Origin of the sequence: Algoriphagus aquimarinus (genome assembly GCF_900112005.1) — a bacterium.
Lineage (GTDB): Bacteria > Bacteroidota > Bacteroidia > Cytophagales > Cyclobacteriaceae > Algoriphagus > Algoriphagus aquimarinus.
In genome coordinates this window covers 210,457-230,774 of record NZ_FOKK01000006.1, presented here as the reverse complement: position 1 = coordinate 230,774, position 20,318 = coordinate 210,457, and the positions used below count along the sequence as shown (strand labels likewise).

Sequence of the window (20,318 nt, the reverse complement as noted above, 5' to 3'; positions counted from 1 at the left end):
GTAAGCAACAGTGCAGGGATTCAGGCTCTTTTTATTTTGCTTTTTTGGGCTATTGACCGTTCCGCTAATAGCGACTGCGCAAAAACCCGTTCGACAGCGTCAAGAGAAACCTCTTACGCATCCAGATACATTAATGTCACCTTCGGGAGATTTAATAGCTCTGGATACTTTGCCCAATCTTGCTGATACGCTTGCACTTACTGACTCGACAAAAATGATGCCCAGGAGTGATATCTCCACAGATATTACTTATTACGGTGAAGATAGTATCGTTTCGGATTTTACAGAGAATAAAGTTTACCTCCACAAGCAAGCATGGTTTGAATACGGGACGATGAGACTGGAAGCAGATCTGATCATCATCGATTGGAAAAACTCTGAACTGTATGCCTCAGGTGTGACTGATAGTTTGGGGAATGTTACCGGGAATCCATTTTTTAAAGACGGATCTGCCTCCTATGAAATCAGGAAGGAAATGCGCTATAATTTCAAAACCCAAAAAGCCATCATCAAAGATGTAGTCACCGAGCAGCAAGATGGAATCCTGAGAGGGGAAACTATTAAGAAAATGGAAGACGGCAGTGTGTACCTCGCAGATGGGTATTACACTACCTGTACACTCACCACACCTCACTACCACGTTTCTTCCAAAAAAATCAAATCTGTGGAGGGTGGCCAGGTAGTCTCGGGCCCATTCAACCTTTATTTTAACGGCATTCCTACTCCGCTAGGCTTACCTTTTGGCATCATCCCAAACACACCTGAGGAGAAAGCCTCGGGACTTATATTTCCTTCTTATGGACAGGAACAGAGACGTGGTCTATATCTGAGGGATTTGGGATACTATTTTGCCATCAATGACTACGTGCACAGCAGGGTAACAGGCGATATCTATTCCAACGGAGGTTGGGGCTTAAAGTCCCAAACTGTCTACAAAAAGCGATACAGATTTGGAGGATCTTTCAATATTGACTTCCAAAAATTCAAATCTCCAGAAACGGAATTGAATCCTGTGGACTACAATACATTCCGAATCCAATGGTCTCACACTCCTGTATCCCGTGGAAACAGCAATTTTTCTGCTTCTGTAAATGCTGGTTCTACCAGTTATTTCAACAACATCATCAACCCAAACAGCTACATTAACAATGTGACTTCGGATTTGTCCTCGAATGTCAATTACACCAAAACTTTTACCGGAACTCCATTCTCTTTATCAACGAGTATGAGGCATTCCCAAAGTGTACAGACTGGCGAAGTGCAGCTGAGTTTGCCGACTATGAACCTGAGTATGAATAGGCAAAGCCCATTCAAAAACGTGAAATTTGAGCCTCTGAAAACGTTGAATATTGCATATTCTTTTGATATGCAAAATACGATTACCAATAAAGTCGAGCAGAATTTCGGTGTAGATCCTGACTTGGTGGAAAATTTTGATGAGCCAGAATTGGTAGATTTCACTCCAGCTAACTTTGGCTACTTGCTGGAAAACGCAAATAATGGCGCTAGAAATAGAATTCCTGTCAGCTCTAACTTCACACTTTTCAAGTATTTCACTGGAACAGCTTCTACCAGCTTAACGGAACTGTGGTACCTCAAGCGCATCAATTACTTCTATAATCCTGAGGAGGAGCGTGTAGATAAAATCTTGGAAGATGGCTTTAACAGAGTAACATTTTATTCCAGTTCATTCAGTCTGGCTACCAATATCTACGGGTACTTTGACTTCAAAAAAGGCAAGATTAAAACTATACGTCAGCATATTCAACCATCGGTTAGTTTCAGTTTCACCCCTGATTTTTCAGATCCTTCTTTTGGCTATTATCAGGAGGTGCAGACTAATGCGGAAGGAGATACGCGCTTAATGTCCCGACATGCTGGATTCGCTTACAGCGGTGCTCCATTGGGTGAAAGCAGGTCCATGAGTTTTAATATTCGTAGTGTGGTGGAGGCAAAAATCCTAGACAAAACCGATTCCATCGAAGGTACTGCCACCAAGAAAATCTCCTTATTGGAAAATATAGACTTTGGCTCCAGCTATAATTTTGCTGCTGATTCATTCAATCTTGCCCCGATTCGGATCAGTGCACGGACAAGTTTTTTCAACAGAAAATTATCTGTGAACATGAGCTCCTCGCTTGATCCCTATGCTACGACGGCTTACACCAATACAAGTGGTGGTGAATCCTTTCGCTCCGTCAATAAGTTTGCATGGAAAAATGGACAGGGACTGGGAACAATCCGAAGTGCATCATTGAATATGAATGCCTCTATCAATCCCAATTCTGCCCAAAACCAAGGAGAGGTCAGGGATCAACTCACCGACAGTTTTATGCAGACAGGTGGAGTGATGAATGATTTTGTGGAAAGTGAAATCAATCGAATTGCAACAGATCCTAGCCAATACATCGATTGGGATATTCCTTGGAATGTCTCTTTTGGGTATGTTCTATCCTATAGCAATCAAGTGACTACGGGAAGAAAAAACATCACCCAAACCATCAGTATGAATGGGGATTTCTCTTTGTCTGAAAAGTGGAAAATCAACTTCAACACCGGTTTGGATATGCAGACCAGAGAGCTTACCCAAACCATGGTAGGGATTGCCAGAGATCTTCACTGCTGGCAGATGAATGTGAACTGGATTCCCTTTGGGCGATTTACTTCCTATAATATCGACATTCGCGTGAAATCAACCATCCTTCAGGATTTGAAAGTATCTAGGAGAAGGTCGTTTTTTGATCAATAATCCGACATCGCTAAACTCTCGACCTGCTAATCGGCATGGTCATACATCGTGGGCCGCCGAGACCTCGGGAAAGCTCAGAAGAAGGAATCTCCAATACTTCTACTCCCATTTGTCGCAATGCCCGATTCGTGTGAACGTTTCGATTGTAAGAAATCACCCGGCGTGGTCCTATCGCAAATACGTTAGCCCCATCAAACCACTGCTCGCGCATCGCATAATCTGGATTGCCAGCTGCTGTGTGCAGTATCTCCAAATGTGGAATTTCCCGTTCCAAAACGGTTAGTAGTGATTCCTTCAGCACTTCACGCTTGATATGCACTTTGTCATCTTTGATCTCTTTCAAGGTATAAAGGGAAGTCTGAAGCACTGCATTCATCGCATCAGGATAGGTTAGCACCAGATTTTCATCCAAAATAGTAAACACCGTATCCAAGTGCATAAACTGTCGCTTTTGTGGTAAATGCACCTCATACACACGCTCTACAGTTCCTTCGGCTAGCATCGCCTTGGCTGCATGATAGATAGCCTTTTCATCCGTACGCTCCGAATTACCGATTGCTACGGCCTTTTGCGATAGCACTATGATGTCACCACCTTCAATACTTGGAGGGTTATCATGCCCAAGAACTGGGTATAGTTTGTTGATATTATCTTTAAAATCCGGATGATTTTCGAAAATTGTACGAAGCAAATCCGCTTCTCGCTGTCTTCCTTCCATCCGCATACTTGAGAAAATAATTCCTCCCGGAGTCAGAGCCATGGGATCTCGCTGAAAGTACAAGTTGGGACAAGGGGAAATAACAAAAGCATATTCCATCAATTCACCGACATTAAGGTTTGGAAGCTTTTTTCTGAGTTCGTGAACTTTCAAGCCTGCAGTCAAAATGCCCGCACATTCCGCCGTAGAATATCGCACCAAAATAGCTTCAGCTAAATGCACCATTCCTGAGCGCTTCAGCGATTCTTGTAAGAGCTTAAGTAAGACTTCCTGATCATAAAGGACCCGAATCAACAACTCCCGTAATTGGTAAACTTTCGCTCCAGTGGATTCCTTAATCAAATTTGAAAACACATCATGTTCTTTTTGCAATGCTTCTAAGTAAGGCACATCGTCAAAAAGTAGAAATTCCTTATTGTAGGGAGTCAACCTATCAATTTCCTTTCCGGGTCTATGCATCAAAACAGCTTTGAGCGTTCCGAATTCTGAATTAAGTCTAAGATTCATGGAATTATGTATTTTACATCAATTGAATTTATAAATTATCAATAATTCAATAAATAACCTAAATCAATAACAATTCAATAACGTAAATTTTATCCTCCACTTGGAGATGTACATCTAGGTTGATCCTTCCTCATTGTTGGACTCAGGAAAATACTCGTAAACTGAGCAGTCAAATCAAAGCCCAGCACTTTTGATTTTCTCCGCTATTCCCTAAAAAACCAACCCCACTTCAGTTAAGCTTGATCTGACTTGTTCTTGTTGAATAAAGTCCATTTTGATAGTCTCCATCACATGCTTCCAAAAGGGCAGTCTTTAGTGCAGCTAACTTATCTGGGTGAAGTGCAGACAGATCATTTTCTTCCTTCAAATCCTCAGGTAAAAAGAACAATTCAAAAACATTTTTTGATAAAATCGTCCTCAATTTCCATCCATCCTGTGTAATCAAGGTCGGACCAGTAAAGGAAGAATAAACCACAAAATCATGTTGAAAATCTTCTTTCCCTTCTCCAACCAATTCATTATAAAATGAAAGCCCATCTGATTCAAAAGGTTTTGAATAGCCAGTGATTTCGGCAATTGTGGGGAGCAAATCATAATTAGCCGTAAGACGTTGGCTGACTGCGCCCTTCCCTATTTTTTCAGGCCATTTGATAATTAATGGGACTCTAATTCCACCTTCTAAATTACTCCGCTTCATTCCAGCCTGACCTCCATTTCCATCAAAAACATCCCCAGCCAACTCACTGTAATATTTATTGGTGTGATCATCAAATCTTTCCCCGGTTTGGATATTGGTATAAGGTTTTTCTATCCGGCCTTCTTTGCTGTAGTAAATTTCATGTCCATTGTCAGACGTGAAAATCACCAGTGTATTCTCTTCAAGATTTAATTCTCTAAGCTTTTCTACAATCTGCCCCACGTTGTCATCCAGCATCTTGACCATGGAAGCATATTCCTTCTCAATGGAAGACAATCGATCATTGTTAGCAAAATCAGGATGAATTTCCGGTATAGACACTGGCCCATGGGGTAATTGAGTTGGGAAATAAATGAAAAATGGATTCTCCTTATTGGATTCAATAAAACCCAGTAGCCCTTGCATAAAAATATCCTGAGAATAGGTTTCCTTTCCGTTTTTATCCCAGCGTTCCTTGTAACTGGCTTCTGTCTCGGGCTCTATGGATTTCCCTGCGTTAAGCAGCGTATTACCATCATAGTGTACCATTTTTCCATTTTCAAACAAAAAAGGAGGATAAAAACCATGTGCTCTACCATGATCCAGATATCCCAAATAATAATCCCACCCATGTCTAACTAATTGCTGATGAGTGGTAGAAAAGCCCCATTCCAATTTACCAAACTGAGCAGTTTTATACCCCATACCTTGAGCCACTTGCCCCATAAACACCTGGTCCTTTGAAACTTCAGGCAACTTTTCATTTACAGATTTCTCTATAGCTGACAACGTAGATTCTTCTGCGCGCACATATGCTCCTGCATTGGAAATAGGAAATGGATCTGCATGGGCATCGTGAAGTCCGGTAATCAACGAAGCTCTAGCTGGGGCGCAAAGCATATTGGCATAGGACCTTTGAAAGCGTATCCCATCCCGTGCTAACTGATCTATATTAGGCGTACTTATGATTTTCTGGCCTTCATGGCCAAGTAAGCCTATCCCCAGATCGTCTGCATAAATTAAAATAATATTGGGGCGTTCACTTTGCGCTGCTACTTTAGTCACACTTACCAGAATAAGCAAAACAAGGAGAATTGATAGTCTAGTCCCACTTTTTCGGCCAATACTTTCCCGCAGGCATCCTTTCCTCTTTATGCTACAACTCTTCACAGACATATTTCTTTTGCTTATCAGTTTTACATTCATTCTTAGCCAAGCAGCAATTTCTCCTTTTGCAATTCGACCGTTCTTCTGAGGGAATTGATGGCAACCCGAGGCACCGAGAGCTCCTCTCACAAAATCATCCTATAAGTGTAAACATGATCAAAAATCTGGTGGAATGAAAAGAGTTTTCTACCAAGTCAGGTAGGTTAATTTCAAGTTTCAAGCAACGATTTTTAATCTTTACACAAATTTAACAAGCGAATCTCCTCTCCTATTTTTCTTAAATTCCCAATTGAGGTATCATTGTTGAATAGTTTAACACCTCACCTAAGACAAATCTCATGAAATTAGAAAATACTCCCTTCAAAAAAATCTCCATCACTTTCACGCTAGTCACTGCGATGCTGTTAGCAAGTTGCGACACGCTAAGTCAACTGGGTAGCGCTTTGGATCTTGGAACTCCAACAGAATCAGAGATTAATTCAGGTCTAAAGCAAGCGTTGGAATATGGAACAAGTTATGCCTCAGAACGCCTTTCGAAAGAGGATGGATATCTAGGAAATATAGCCGTCAAAATCTTATTTCCAGAAGAAGCTAAAAAAGTAGAAAACACCCTTCGTTCCTTTGGCCTAGGCGACCTTTGTGATCAGGTAATTACGAGCTTGAATAGAGCAGCTGAAGATGCAGCCATCGAAGCAAAACCAATTTTTGTAGCCGCTATTAAAGACATGAGCATTACTGACGTAAAGAATATTCTGTTGGGGTCAAATAATGCTGCTACACAGTATTTTGAAGGAAAAACGACTACCTCATTAGAAGGGAAATTCAAACCTATCATTGAAAGCAGCTTGACCAAAGTAGGTGCGACCAAATACTGGGGCGATGTAATCAATAGATACAATAAAATCCCATTGATGACTCCAATCGATCCAGATTTATCAAGTTATGTGACTCAAAAAGCCATCGATGGATTATTTTATGAGATTGCTAAAGAAGAATTGAAAATCCGGGAAAATGCCGCTGCCAGAAGCACCATACTACTTCAGAAAGTATTTGGTTATGCCGAAAAACAAGGAAAATAAGTCACTACAGAGCACTTCTTCCTAGGTTGTTCTAAGGTTTGAATTCTGGAGTTCTTGTTCCTACAGGTCAAGAACTCCAAAGTTCAACTCATGATTTTTCAGACTAAGCGGAATTGCAATTAGGATTGCCAGAAAGACAGTCTTTCCAAAATCCTGTGAGAGCAAAATAACAATGCTCCAATCTCAATTCACCTCACTTGCATCCACTTCTTGCTTTCTCTATCTACAAAAGTGATCGGAACAAACTTGTCCGTAGGTGCTCCAATATAATACACCGTCCAGGCAGGGTCGTGCTTAGTCAGCATCTCGGAAATGCAATCCGCCCGGTGACCCGTTGGATTTTCGCAGTCATCCCAATAGAATAGCTCCACCTTATAATGAAGAGACTTAATCTCGTTGTTGATGATCACTTGGATATCGATGTTTTGCTTTCCAGGAAGGTTCGGGATAGGAATAGCGATATGGCTCATGGTTGTGTTGTTTAGGGTAAGTGTTAATTCATTTATTGAGGGTTGGTTTATAAATTCATTGTTTTTGGCACTTTGATAGTCGATCTGACGAGAACTTTGATATTCGCCATTCTTTGTTAACAGTTGTACAGTACGCTTTTATTAAAGTTGTCTTTACTGCCAGAATTGTCTAAATCTTGGCTCTTTATTCTAATCTCTAGACACCATTTCAATGCCATATTAAACCCATCAAAACAGCCTGATATCATAGAAAAAACATTCAGCCTAACCCATGCATCGAACAATTTTGGTCGCTAATGGGCAAAGGCAATTGATGTATCTTCCTCAATGCTAGAGACTGAAGTACCCTCTAGGCATACGCTCCTTTCCACATTTTCTTTAAAAGTTCATTAACTTGGTTCATGCTCTTTTATCGCTACTTGATATATTTTTTCAAATACCAGCAAGAATCTGGTGAGCTCAGCAAAAAGTTAAATACACTCAATATTTTCTTTTTAGCGGTGAATCTTATATCACTCCTAGGTACTCCTGTCATTGCCCAAACTGCTTATACACGTATCAACTACTATAATCTTGAAGATGGACTCTCTCAAGTTTCCATAAATGATTTAATACAAGATAAAAATGGCTTCGTGTGGATTGCTACACAGGATGGCTTAAATAGATTTGATGGAAGAGAGTTCAAAATATTCAAATACAGTGAAAGCGATTCTACCACAATTTCAGGGGATCTGGTTAACAAAATCTTAGAGGATTACGAGGGTAAAATATGGGCCGGAACGATTGGAAATGGCTTAAGCTATTATGATCCTGATCAGGGTGTTTTTCACAGAGTTTCTCTAGACAAGTCTACCGATGAGAACGAAATTATTTCAGCTCTACTAAACGATCAAAATGGAGACATCTGGGTGAGTTCTCGGATTTCAGGTCTTCATCATTTGACAAGCGATTCACGCAAGCAAACAAGATATTTTAAAGGTGAACCATTGAGCGCGCTGTTTTTAGATGCAGAAAATAAACTTTGGATAGGCACTCCAAATGGCCTTATCTACAAAGCAGATCCCGCAGACAGGAATTCTTTTGGAGCTAATCCAGAGACCGTAGTTCAAGGCCATGTGCAAGCCTTTTATCCTACTAAACAAGAGCTACTTATAGGAAGTGATTTTGGCTTGTTTATCTATGATTTTGGCAAGAAGTCTATAAAGCATTTTAATCTGGCAGAAACAGGCCTTTCTCCTACCAAACATGTAATATCATTTCTAAGGGAGAGTGACTCACAAGTATGGGTAGGAACCGGAAGCGGCCTCTATCTTTTCAATTGGAAAACTCAGTCGGTAGTAAGGAAAATCATCTATAATAACGAGCAAAACATAAGTTTAAGTAGCGGTACGGTGCAATCATTACTTCGCATTTCGGAGAAGCAGATCTTGGTAGGAACTGCCAATTCACTAAATCAGATTGATTTCTCAGAACCGTATTTCAAGAATATTTCCAAGGATCTTAATGGTGATCATTCACTTAACGACAATGTGATTTTCTCGATTTTACGAGATGGATTGGATCTCTGGGTTGGTACTTCTGATGGTGGGCTAAACTTAATCCGTGGTGGCAAAAATTACTTTTTCAAAGAAAATCAAAACAAGCCCAAAAGTATCTCTGGGGCGGTAGTGAGGTCTATCAAAAAGGATAGCAAAAACAACAGACTCTGGATAGCCACCACCCGCGGATTAAACATGATAGACTTGAATTCTTTTGATCCAAGTAATCCTGAATTCCTAGTCTTTCACTTTGATCCAACTAATCAAAACTCCTTAAACAATGATTTCTTAAAGGATCTTGCAATAGACGCTAATCAAAATATTTGGGGCGCTACGAATGGACAGGGTGTTTTTCGTTTGGAATTCACTGATGAAAATGATTACCACTTTTTCAGGTATAGTCATGCTAAGTCTGATGCAAATTCACTCAGCAATGATTTTTCGCAGTGCATACGGATTGATAAAAGCGGTAATATTTGGATAGGTACTCAGGCCGGAGTGACCAAACTTAGCTTTGAATCGCCTACTTATCAAAACCCGATTTTTGAAAACTATTCGAGGAAAGTAGGACAAGAGAAAACCCTCTCTCATAATACAGTTTATGACATTTTATTTGATCGAAGTGATCGGGTTTGGATTGGTAGTCGACATGGCCTGAACCTCTTCTTGGGAGAGAATAAATTCAAATCATGGACTGAAAATCAACAGTTTCCAAATGCCATAATTTATAGTATCCAAGACGACGATAATGGCCAACTTTGGCTTGGCACAAATGATGGTATTGTCAAATTCGAACCTGACACAGAAAAGTTTACTCATTACGGAACTGAGGATGGAATCCAAAGCAAGGAATTTGACATTCATGCCAAATTCAAAGATGAGCAGGGCACAATTTATCTAGGAGGAATAGGTGGAGTTACCTATTTCCATCCATCAGATCTATTAAATATCGACCAACCCAAACCACTCTATTTTTCTGAATTGAGGGTCAATCATAAAAACAATAAAGCAAATAACCCCTCAAACTTGTTGGAAAAACCCTTGCTAACAAGCACCAGTCTTACCTTCAAACACAACCAGTTTCCATTCTACCTACAATTCTCATCCTTAGACTTCAGGATGAATAAAAAAGTGGAGTATGGATACAAACTCCTGCCTAACGATCAGGAATGGAATATGCTTAAAGATCCTGAAGTACAATTTCTGAACCTTCCTTCAGGCACCCATACACTATTGGTCAATGGATTTGCAAGAGGGAAAGAGTGGAATCAGGAGCCATTGAGAATGACCTTAATCATATTACCACCTTGGTGGGCATCGTGGTGGGCATATTTGCTCTATTTTATGGCTGCTGCTTTACTTGCCTATTGGTTCTATAGATTTCAACTTTCTCGAAAATTGGCTTTGGCCGAAAGTCGAAGGCTAAAGGAGGTCAATCAACTCAAAAGTAGTCTATATACCAATATCACTCATGAATTCAGGACACCGCTAACGGTGATTTTGGGAATGGTGGAAACGATCAAAGCCAAATTGGTGAATGAGGAAATAGAGGCTACAGATCGCCCTTTGGAAATGATCCAACGCAATGGAAGCAAATTGCTAAAACTTGTCAATGAATTACTGACCACGGCAAAGGCTGAAAGTGGTGAAATGCATTTGAGCCTGATTCAAGCAGATGTTATTCCCTTCGTCAAATACATCTGTGAAAGCTTCCAATCCTTAGCTGCAAAGTCAACTATTCAACTCACCGTGTATTCAGAAGTAGAAAGTCTTACTATGGATTTTGATGCTGAAAAACTGTCTGTAATCATCACTAATCTAATTTCTAACGCGATAAAATTCACTCTGCCAAATGGAAAGATTCTTGTTCACCTAAAAGAAAATTCTGCTAATGGTCACCACTATTTTTTCATTAAAGTAAAAGACAATGGCACAGGCATACCTGAAGATAATATTCCACATATTTTTGATCGTTTCTATCAAGTACATTCTTCCTCCTCACGTATGGGGGAAGGAACTGGAATAGGCTTGGCTCTTACTCGGGAGTTTGTCACACTAATGAATGGATCAGTCTCTGTTCAGAGCAAACTTGAAAAAGGAAGTGAATTCATCGTTCAAATCCCGATTAGTAGAAATGCCACAATCACAACGGAGGTTAACCTGAATGAGATTCCCACGAACCATTTTGAACTTGAATACTCAGAGTATCCAGAAGAAATTCTCCAGGAAGAATCTGACCTTCCACTAGCGCTGATCATTGAAGACAATATTGACGTCGCTTTCTATTTAAAGTCATGTCTTGGTGGGAAATATGATATAGTACATGCATTAAATGGCGAAGAAGGAATCAAATTAGCTTTGGAGAAAGTGCCTGATATCATTATTTGTGACGTGATGATGCCCGGCATAACCGGCTATGAAGTTTGCTCCAAGTTGAAATCTGATCAGCGCACAGATCATATTCCCATCATAATTCTTACTGCCAGAGCTTCCTCCACAGATCGCATCATAGGACTGTCGCATGGAGCAGATGCATTTTTATCTAAGCCATTTAATAAGGACGAACTTTTTACCCGACTGGACCAACTGATTTTGCTACGCAGTAAAATGAGACAGAAATTCCAGCAAGATGGATTTAACGGAATTCTAACCAAAAGGAGCGAAAGTCCGGAAGCCAAGTTTCTCAAGCGGGCTATTGCTCTCATACGAAAAGAGTTGGATGACCCTTCTTTTTCATCAAGACATTTGGCCTTTGGCTTAAGTTTGAGCGAGTCACAGGTGTATAGAAAACTGAAAGCTATTACAGGCAAATCCACGGCAATTTTTATACGTTCTATTCGTCTTCAGCAAGCTAAGGAATTGCTCCAAACTAGCGATAAGACGGTTTCGGAAGTTGGCTATGCTGTAGGATTCAATGATCCTTCCTGGTTTAGTAGAGCCTTCAAAGAGGAATTTGGATTTGCCCCAAGCACAATACACAAATAGTTTAATCCCAAGACATTACCCCTTTATCCTGTGTCTGTTATGCACTAATGGTACAGGATATTTTTGTATATGACCAATAGGTCCTAGGGATTGATGAAATACTGAAAGTGATTCCAGCTAACAACATGTAGTATTGTTTGCTGATGGTTTGGCTTATCACAGACATCCTACAAAAGGATGGAAGAAGTCATTGTTCCCGTTTTCATTTGCCGACTTTTTCTATTAGGCAGCATCAAGTAGACCGAATCAAACCCATCATTGAGTACTATGAAAACAAGTATAGCATTGATAATTCTAAATAAACTAGCATGAAAACCAAGGAAACAAATTCAAGAAGAAAATTTATGGGATCGGTACTGATGGGAGCTACAACAGGAACTCTCGCCATGATCACAAATCCCATCTATGCGGAAAATTTATCCTTCGATGCCGAACAGATGGCTAGCGCTGACGAATGGTTCAAAAACATCAAAGGAACTCATCGTATTGTCTATGACGGATCTACTCCACATGATGGTTTTCCTATAATTTGGAACTGGGCCTTTTACCTGAGTAACAATGAAACAGGCTCAAGTGATAGCGACATCACAGCAATGACGGTATTAAGACATAATGCAATTCCCTTTGCCTTCAAATCCAGCCTTTGGAAAAAATATAATCTGGGGGAAGTATTTGGAGTAAATGATAATGCTACAAAAAAATTCTCCTTAAGAAATCCATATTTCGAGCCAAAGGAAGGTGACTTCCCAATGCCAGTAATTCAGGGAATTAAAGCTTTGCAAGCTAGAGGAGCTATGTTTTGTGTTTGCAATCTGGCCATTTCTGTATACAGCGGAGTACTTGCTCAGCAAATGGGACTTGATGCCACTGAGGTATATAATGAATGGGTAGCTGCCGTAGAACCAGGTATTCAAATCGTTCCTTCGGGAGTTTGGGCTCTAGGCAGAGCACAGGAGAATGGATGCGGGTATATTTTTGCCGGCAATTAAAGTGAGTCTATACAAACTCCTTTATCTCTTATCCTAGCCTATTTGGCGAAGAAAGGGATGTATGTGTTTAAGAATTAAACCCAAAAAGCGTAGTCGGAAACTACGCTTTTTGGGTTTATAATCGTGTACCTTGAGACTTGCCTAAGACCATAGCTTTCAAGTCATACATTTAAAACTCACCTATGAATAGCGCAAATCAAAGTCGATTAAAATTATATTCCTTAGTGAGTTTAGGATGCTTATTAATTCCTCTTTCTATCTATGCGTTGTGGATTTATGTCATTGACATGGGATCTACCCAAGCAGAGAATGTTACTATTTTCAAAAGCTACTTTCCTGATTTCTTGCATGGAAGATGGGACACAACACTGCTCAGTATTGTCTTTTGCATCGCATCAATTACTCTCAGTAACATCAGTCTAAAGTTGCCTCAAATACTTTGGAGGATTTTGAATTACACAGTATTGACTATAAGCAGCCTATTACTCCTGTTGAATATCTTCTCCATGATGTAGGACTAAGCGAACTTCATGACTGCAAATTTTTATTTCTTAGTATATGAAACACCTCATCAAAAGTGAGGCTAAAACATATTCTTGCTAAGGTTACAACCCTAGATTATTAGAAAATAACTCACTAAATTTAAATGAGTTACGCACTATTTTACGCAAGCTTAAAAGCAATCATTCAACTTTGAAACCACTTCAATTATGAAAAACACAGCCATACTAATTTGTGCATTTCTAGCTTTGAGTTGCACTCAAAAAAAGTTTGACACTAAAGCCGAAGGAGAAAAAATCATGCAGATAAGCAGAGAATGGTCTCAGGTAGCATCAACTGGTGATGTTGAAAAAACAGTGGATTATTGGGCGGAAGATGCTATTCTTTTATCAGCAGGTCAAGAACCATTGCAAGGAAAGGATGCTATAAAAAATATGGTTGAAGAAAGCTTTAAAATACCGGGCTTTCGAATTAGCTGGCAGCCACAGAATGTGGTGGTCTCAGAAAGTGGAGATATGGCCTATATAATTGAAGATTCGCAAATTTCTTTTCCTGACTCCTCTGGACAAATACAAACTGAAAACAACAAAGCAGTGAGTATCTGGAGAAAGCAAAAAAATGGGGAATGGAAAAACGTCATCGACATCTCAACACCCGGACCTAACCAGAATAAATAATCTCCCATTAGGCGCAAAGTATAACTAGGCCTGGTTATACTTTGCGCTTTTCTATTCCTGATTACCACGTCAAATCTCTTTTTGCTTTTCATTCATGAACAGCCTATTAGGACTAGGTGATCCACTCGTCATGAAACTTAATTGTCTTTCAATTCATTATTCAGGGTAGCATATACCTAAACCAACGAACTCATGAGTAGAGGATTTGTAAAAGAAGAAGATCAGGAAGAAATACCATTAGTACCACCCAGAGCAGACTTACCAACTGGTGTCACCAATTACATCACTCCAAATGGAATGGAAGAATTGTTGGCCGAAAAACAGGCATTGATCAATGAAAAAAGCTCGATAGAAGCCGCCACCGAACAAGAAAAGCGAATAGCATCAAATTATATTTCTTCGAAACTACATCTACTGGAAGATAGAATTGCTACCGCCAAAGTAGTGGAGCTAGATGAGCAACCTAAAAATGAAATCCGTTTTGGAGCTACTGTCACACTCAAAATCGGCAACAGTTCAAAACTTGAAAACTACCAAATCGTGGGAGTGGATGAATCAGATATTTCAAAAGGGAAAATCTCATTTATCTCTCCTATAGCCAAAATCCTGATTGGCTTAAAAGTAGGAGAACAAGCAGTTTTAAAGCTGGCTAGAGAAAATAGAACGTTTGAAATTATAGCGATTACCTATTGAAAGTTATTAAAAGTTTAACCAGAAGTTAAAGTGTACCAAACCTTCGAGCTTCAAAAAAAACACAAAGGTTGAGCACATGCTGCTCCAGCGCGAGAAACACACCTACAACATGAAATTCCATATTAACAAGGAACATATTCTAGATTCTTGGCTCTATTATCCAGCAACTTAGTACTTGATACTTATGTCTTGCTACTAAATACTTACTACTCACTTTTCAAACTCTTCACCGGATTCATCATCGCCGCTTTGATCGCTTGGGAACTTATAGTGACTAGAGCCACAATCACCGCTAACAAGCCAGAAACCAAGAATATACACCAATGAACTGGCACCTGATAGGCAAATCCTTCCAGCCATTTGTTCATCGCAAACCAAGCCAAAGGAGTAGCGACTACAATCGCCACCAAAACCAACTTGATAAAGTCTTTGGAAAGCAATCCCACGATGCTTCCGATATTTGCTCCCAACACTTTTCGGATGCCTATCTCTTTGGTTCTCTGCTCAGCTGTGTAAGTAGCTAGACCTAACAATCCCAAGCAGGCAATCAAAATAGCCAATATAGAGAAGGTGGTAAAAATCTGTCTGAACCTGAAGTCTGACTCATATTGCTTATTGAAATCTTCATTCAAAAAGCTATAGATAAAAGGACGATGTGGAGCTAGTTGCTTCCATACTTTTTCTACTTCTGACAGCGTAGCGGGAATATCATCTCCCGACACCTTCAAACTCACATACCTACTAGCATATGCCTCAAACGGAAGGGTCAATGGCTCCACCTTGCTGTGCAAAGAGATATAGTTAAAATCTTTGACTACCCCGATTACCTCCCCGGCTCTTCCCCACTGGTCAAACTTTTTCCCAACGATATCCGCAGGATTAGCATAGCCATATTGTCTGGCAGCCGCTTCATTCAGTACCAAAGCCGACGTGGAATCCGAAGGGTAATCTCTGGAATAAGATCTTCCCGCAACTAATTCAAGATCGAAATGATTAATAAAATCCAAACCAACCTGAAAAATACCCTGACCCATCATGACCATCTCTCCTTCAGGGCTTTCAATCGTTGTTCCGGCATTTGGGAAATGGCTACCTGGCACAGACCGTGAAAAGGCCACCGATTGAATCGTTGGAATATTCTCTAATTCACTTTCCAAAGCTGATGACACATTATTGACTTGCTCATCGTAATTGTAGTCGATCACAAGCATCTGCTCCTTGTCAAACCCCATGTCCTTGTCTAGCAAATGACTCATCTGAGAATACACGATGATAGTACCTGCTATCAAGGCAATGGAAAGACTAAACTGAAAGACAACCAATCCTTTTCGCAAATTCACTCCTCGGGCATCTGATTTATTGATCCCTTTCAAAATAGAAACCGGTCTGAAGCTCGATAGTACAAATGCTGGATAAGATCCTGCCAAAAGGCCAATCGCAACTACTATCCCAAAAAACACTGGAATGGTTTGCCAATTGATCACTCGATTTACCTCAAGCACTTTTCCCGTAAGATTATTCATCATCGGTAGCGCCACTGACACGAAAATCACCGCGACTATAGCAGCGAGAATCACAATGATCAAGGACTCTCCCAAAAACTGAATTATCAAGCTATTTCGATCTGCACCGATGGATTTTCTGATCCCAACTTCCTTTGCCCGCTCCATGGATCGCGCCGTAGATAAATTCATAAAATTGATCATGGCTATCGCCAAAATGAATAATCCTATGACGGAAAACACATAAATATTTGTCAGCGAACCCGTATCGCCTGGCTGCCGCTGAGCTACGGTTCTGAGATAAACATCTTTCAATGGCTCTATCGCTATAGTATAATTTGGGCCATTATCTTCGCCAGCTCTTTTTTCTATAAACCCAGGGACTTTCGCTTGAAAATTCGCCTGATCAAATTGCTTATTTGCCAAGAAATAGGTGTAGGTATCCACGTAGCCCCAAGCATCAAAAATTCCTGGCCGGGACTGCTTAAATGTACTGAGAGAAAGTAAGGTGTTGAATTTAAAATGTGAATTGGACGGTAGATCTTTCATTACTCCGGTAACCGTGTAGTCCCCAGCATCTGCTCTTCCTGCAGCCTCGCTTCCTTTTATGGTTTTACCAAGTGCAGCAACATCACCAAAGTATTTCCTGGCAGTGCTCTCCGTCAAAACCACAGAAAACGGAGCTACTAACGCTGTCTTTGGATTTCCTTCCACTAGCTCCCAACTGAACACCTCAAAAACGGTGGAATCCATAAAAAAAACACCCTCTTCCTGCTGAGTTTGATCGTTTACAGTGAAAAGAATATCTGCTCTACCTGAGAACTGAACCACTTTTTCGATCTCCGGAAAATCAAGCTGCATAGCTGGTCCAATCGGAGCGTTTCCCCAAACCCAAAAGTCTTCTGTGGAACTTCCTTCTTCCACTCCATCAACTGCCGCTTCCCCATGAAGAACCCGATAAATCCGATCGCCTTTTTCATGGTAGTTATCATAGGAAAGTTCATCCTGCACAAACATGAAAATCAGCACACAACAAGCCATGCCAACACCCAATCCTACAATATTGATAAATGAATACACCTTCTTTTTTTGAAGATTTCTCCAGGCGATTTTAAAGTAGTTTTTGAGCATGGCTTTGTGTATTGGTTTATTGGTTCAGGTCTTCAGACTTGGACCATTTGTGTTTTACATAAGTTCGAGTTTATATACTTGGACTCATTGCACTTATTTACATTTCCACTTTTATGCCACTAAAATCAGCTTTAAATTGCAGAAAATTGGGTATTCTGAATTTTGCAAAGTACAACACGGACAATTTTGTTCGCTTTCGGGCAAAAGGATGAATTTTCTGAAATAAGGATTTCCTATCAGTCCTTCATGATACTATCTATAGGATTTGCGTTTGCAGCATGGATAGTTTTGTAGATCACCGTGACCATGCTTACCATAATCGTAATCACCGCCGAGCTAATCAGTAAGAAATTGGTATTGTCGATTTTAGATGCAAACCCGGAAAGCCAAGAATCCATAGCAAAATAGGCCAGCGGAGCTCCTATAAAAACCGAAACCGCAACCAAAACGATAAACTCTTTAGAGAGCAACTGCGTCAATTCGGAAACTGAAGCTCCCAAGACTTTACGCACGCCAATTTCCTTGGTACGCTGACCCAAACTAAAGGAAACCAATCCCCATATCCCCAATAGACTTATCAAAACAGCAAGGCTAGTGAACGTGTAAGCTACTTTTTTGAGACGAATTTCCTCTTGATATACCTTAGTCATCTCATCATCCAAAAACGAATATTCAAAGGGTACACTCGGATTGATTGCCAGCCAATTTTCTTCGATAGCCTGTAATACTTCGGTAGGACTCTCCGCATTAAAACTCACTACTGCATTAGACAGCTCTGTGTCATAAAATGTCGCCACCGGTTGAATCTCACTTTTTAGCGAAAGGAAATTGTAATCTTGTATCACCCCTACAATCTCATATGCTGGACTAACTCCTCCATCTGGGTTCCAAGGCTCAAAAAGTACTCCTAACGCCTCTTCTTGGGCGATTCCAAAGTGTTTCAAGAATGTCTCATTCACCACCATTTGGGTGCTGTCATTTTCGTTAATTGTTCGGCCTTCCAGTAGTTTGATTCCCATGGTTTCGAAGAAATTCTCTCTAGTCCTATTTATATGAACTATTTTCCCATCACTTACGGAAGTGCCCTTTCTGAACATCTTATTGTCATGCAAAATATTTTGAGAAGGATAGAATTGACAGGCCGTCACTGAGTTGACCTGAGAAAGCGATTCAAATTGAGTCTTGAGCGTGGTGTAATTGGCAGATACTGAGGCAGTTTTAAGAGGTATCACCAATTTCTGATTCTTGGAGAATCCCGCGTCTTTTTCATTTAAGTGTGATAACTGCTCCGAAACTACAGTTACTGCATAAATCAAAAGGAATACCATCGCAAACTGGAAGACCACCAGACCATTTCGAAGTGAGAAAGGAGATCTGGAGGACTGGCTTTTGACCTTAAATATTTTATTGACATTGACCATGCCTAGATAAAATGCCGGGTAAGCGCCTGAAATAATTCCGGTCGAAAATCCCACCAACAAGATTGAAATAAACATATTCAAGGATAGTACATCTCTAGTCACCAGCGAACTGTCAAATAATTGATTCAGGTAGGGAAGTGAACCAATCAAAATTGGAACGGCGAAAAGTACCGCAAGCAAAGAAAAGAAGATCGATTCGATTACAAATTGAAGCATCAGCGATCTACTCGAAGCCCCATTCACTTTCCTAACCCCTATTTCTTTTGCCCGGCGCATCCCCTGCGCTGTAGTCAAATTGATGTAATTAATACAAGCCATCAACTGTATAAAAAACCCAATTGCAATCAGGATATATAAATAGTTGATGTCTGAGACTTTACTCAATGGGAAACTATAGTTGGCAGATTTAAGATTCAAATCTTTGATAGGAAACAGGCCTAATTTCTTATCCATATTGGCAGATCTGAGCTGCTCTCCTCCGTGACTTTCCAAGAAATTAGGAAGTTTCTTTACTACATCATCTAGGTTGGTTTGTGGGCTAAGTTGAACGTATGTATGCACAAAATTATTCCCAGCCCATCCGTCATTATTCAACACAAAGTTCCCAAATCCAGTACTTGACATACTGAGAATAAAATTTGGATTCAAATGAGTATCACCCACATTCTCATCAAAAACTCCGGTCACTTTCATAGAAAGATCATCATCTTCACTGGTAAGCTGGACTTGTTTTCCAAGTGCAGAATTCCCTTCTCCGAAGAGCTTAGATGCGAGTTCTGAAGAAAGAACCAAGCTTCTCGGTTCTTTTAAAGCTGTTTTTGAATTCCCTTCCAGCATCGAGAAACTGAACAACTCAAAAAATGTAGAATCCACCATATAACTATTGGATTCAAAAAACGCCTTATCAGAGCCTTCGGGTTTCATTAGATATTCCCCACCCAATCCTACCACTCTTGCTTGTCGGATAACCTCTTCAAAATCCTCTGCTAACGCCGGCCCGATTGCTGGACTGGCCGAAATAAAATCAGAATCAGGAAACTCACCATGGTTATTGATGTACGTAGTGACCTTATAGATATTTTCGAAGTGGTCAAACTGCTTCTCAAATCCAAATTGCGACTGGACGTAAAGAAGAATCGCCAAACTGCAGACTGTTCCAGCTGTCAGTCCAACCAGATTAATGAGCCCAAATGATTTGAGGTTTCTGAAATTTCTCCAGGCAATTTTGATGTAGTTTTTGAGCATTTTGTGAAGATTGGGATTACTTGTCCGCCGTGGCGGATTGGAAGATTTTGTTATCTAAGGTTTACTAGTAATAAAGTTGAAAGGTGGTATGGTTTTAAAGTTGTAACCTTCTCTAAGTTCTCAAGACATCCATATTCTCATGTCTTAGAACTTACTTCATTTATTGAGAATCTTGGCTTTAAACTCTTGAAACTCATTACTAGATATTTATCTGTAATTCGTATTTCCACTTTTGTGCCATTAAAAACAGCCTTAAATAGACTGAGAAAG

12 protein-coding genes are annotated in these 20,318 nt (G+C 40.2%); 7 read left to right on the top strand and 5 right to left on the bottom strand.

Annotation, left to right across the window (positions count from 1 at the left end):
- Positions 1-10 precede the first annotated feature (10 nt).
- Entirely contained in the window at positions 11-2,749 is a 2,739-nt protein-coding gene (locus BM291_RS10145; protein WP_245786828.1) for a putative LPS assembly protein LptD, read from the top strand.
- Positions 2,750-2,759: 10 nt separating this feature from the next.
- Here BM291_RS10145 and BM291_RS10140 read toward each other — a convergent pair whose 3' ends face one another.
- On the bottom strand, positions 2,760-3,974 hold the full coding sequence (locus tag BM291_RS10140) for an arginine deiminase (protein WP_092896931.1): 1,215 nt from the start codon (positions 3,972-3,974) through the stop codon (positions 2,760-2,762).
- 229 nt (positions 3,975-4,203) lie between these two features.
- Positions 4,204-5,946 carry an arylsulfatase gene (locus BM291_RS10135; protein ID WP_245786827.1) on the bottom strand — a complete coding sequence of 581 codons (1,743 nt, stop codon included), beginning with the start codon at positions 5,944-5,946 and terminating at the stop codon, positions 4,204-4,206.
- A gap of 209 nt (positions 5,947-6,155) precedes the next feature.
- Here BM291_RS10135 and BM291_RS10130 point away from each other — a divergent pair, with 209 nt between their 5' ends.
- Positions 6,156-6,896 carry a DUF4197 domain-containing protein gene (locus tag BM291_RS10130; protein WP_092896929.1) on the top strand — a complete coding sequence of 247 codons (741 nt, stop codon included), beginning with the start codon at positions 6,156-6,158 and terminating at the stop codon, positions 6,894-6,896.
- 188 nt (positions 6,897-7,084) lie between these two features.
- Here the strand turns inward: BM291_RS10130 and BM291_RS10125 are convergent, their stop codons facing one another.
- Entirely contained in the window at positions 7,085-7,366 is a 282-nt protein-coding gene (locus BM291_RS10125; protein ID WP_092896927.1) for a hypothetical protein, read from the bottom strand.
- A 401-nt stretch (positions 7,367-7,767) separates the two neighbouring features.
- Between BM291_RS10125 and BM291_RS10120 the strand changes: the two genes are divergently transcribed.
- From BM291_RS10120 to BM291_RS10105, 5 genes are all read left to right on the top strand, one after another.
- Positions 7,768-11,889 (top strand): hybrid sensor histidine kinase/response regulator, encoded by a 4,122-nt coding sequence (locus tag BM291_RS10120; protein WP_092896924.1) that lies wholly within the window; start codon positions 7,768-7,770, stop codon positions 11,887-11,889.
- A 308-nt stretch (positions 11,890-12,197) separates the two neighbouring features.
- Positions 12,198-12,878, top strand: coding sequence for a Tat (twin-arginine translocation) pathway signal sequence containing protein (locus BM291_RS10115; RefSeq protein WP_092896920.1), 681 nt, complete (start codon positions 12,198-12,200; stop codon positions 12,876-12,878).
- 182 nt (positions 12,879-13,060) lie between these two features.
- Positions 13,061-13,393 carry a hypothetical protein gene (locus BM291_RS21905; protein WP_139229075.1) on the top strand — a complete coding sequence of 111 codons (333 nt, stop codon included), beginning with the start codon at positions 13,061-13,063 and terminating at the stop codon, positions 13,391-13,393.
- A gap of 195 nt (positions 13,394-13,588) precedes the next feature.
- Positions 13,589-14,056, top strand: a complete 468-nt coding sequence (locus BM291_RS10110) for a YybH family protein (protein ID WP_092896917.1) — start codon at positions 13,589-13,591, stop codon at positions 14,054-14,056.
- 192 nt (positions 14,057-14,248) lie between these two features.
- Positions 14,249-14,749, top strand: a complete 501-nt coding sequence (locus BM291_RS10105; RefSeq protein ID WP_092896914.1) for a GreA/GreB family elongation factor — start codon at positions 14,249-14,251, stop codon at positions 14,747-14,749.
- Between the two features lie 206 nt (positions 14,750-14,955).
- Here the strand turns inward: BM291_RS10105 and BM291_RS10100 are convergent, their stop codons facing one another.
- Positions 14,956-17,382 (bottom strand): ABC transporter permease, encoded by a 2,427-nt coding sequence (locus BM291_RS10100; protein ID WP_092896911.1) that lies wholly within the window; start codon positions 17,380-17,382, stop codon positions 14,956-14,958.
- A gap of 236 nt (positions 17,383-17,618) precedes the next feature.
- On the bottom strand, positions 17,619-20,048 hold the full coding sequence (locus BM291_RS10095) for an ABC transporter permease (RefSeq protein ID WP_092896908.1): 2,430 nt from the start codon (positions 20,046-20,048) through the stop codon (positions 17,619-17,621).
- Between the last annotated feature and the right edge of the window lie 270 nt (positions 20,049-20,318).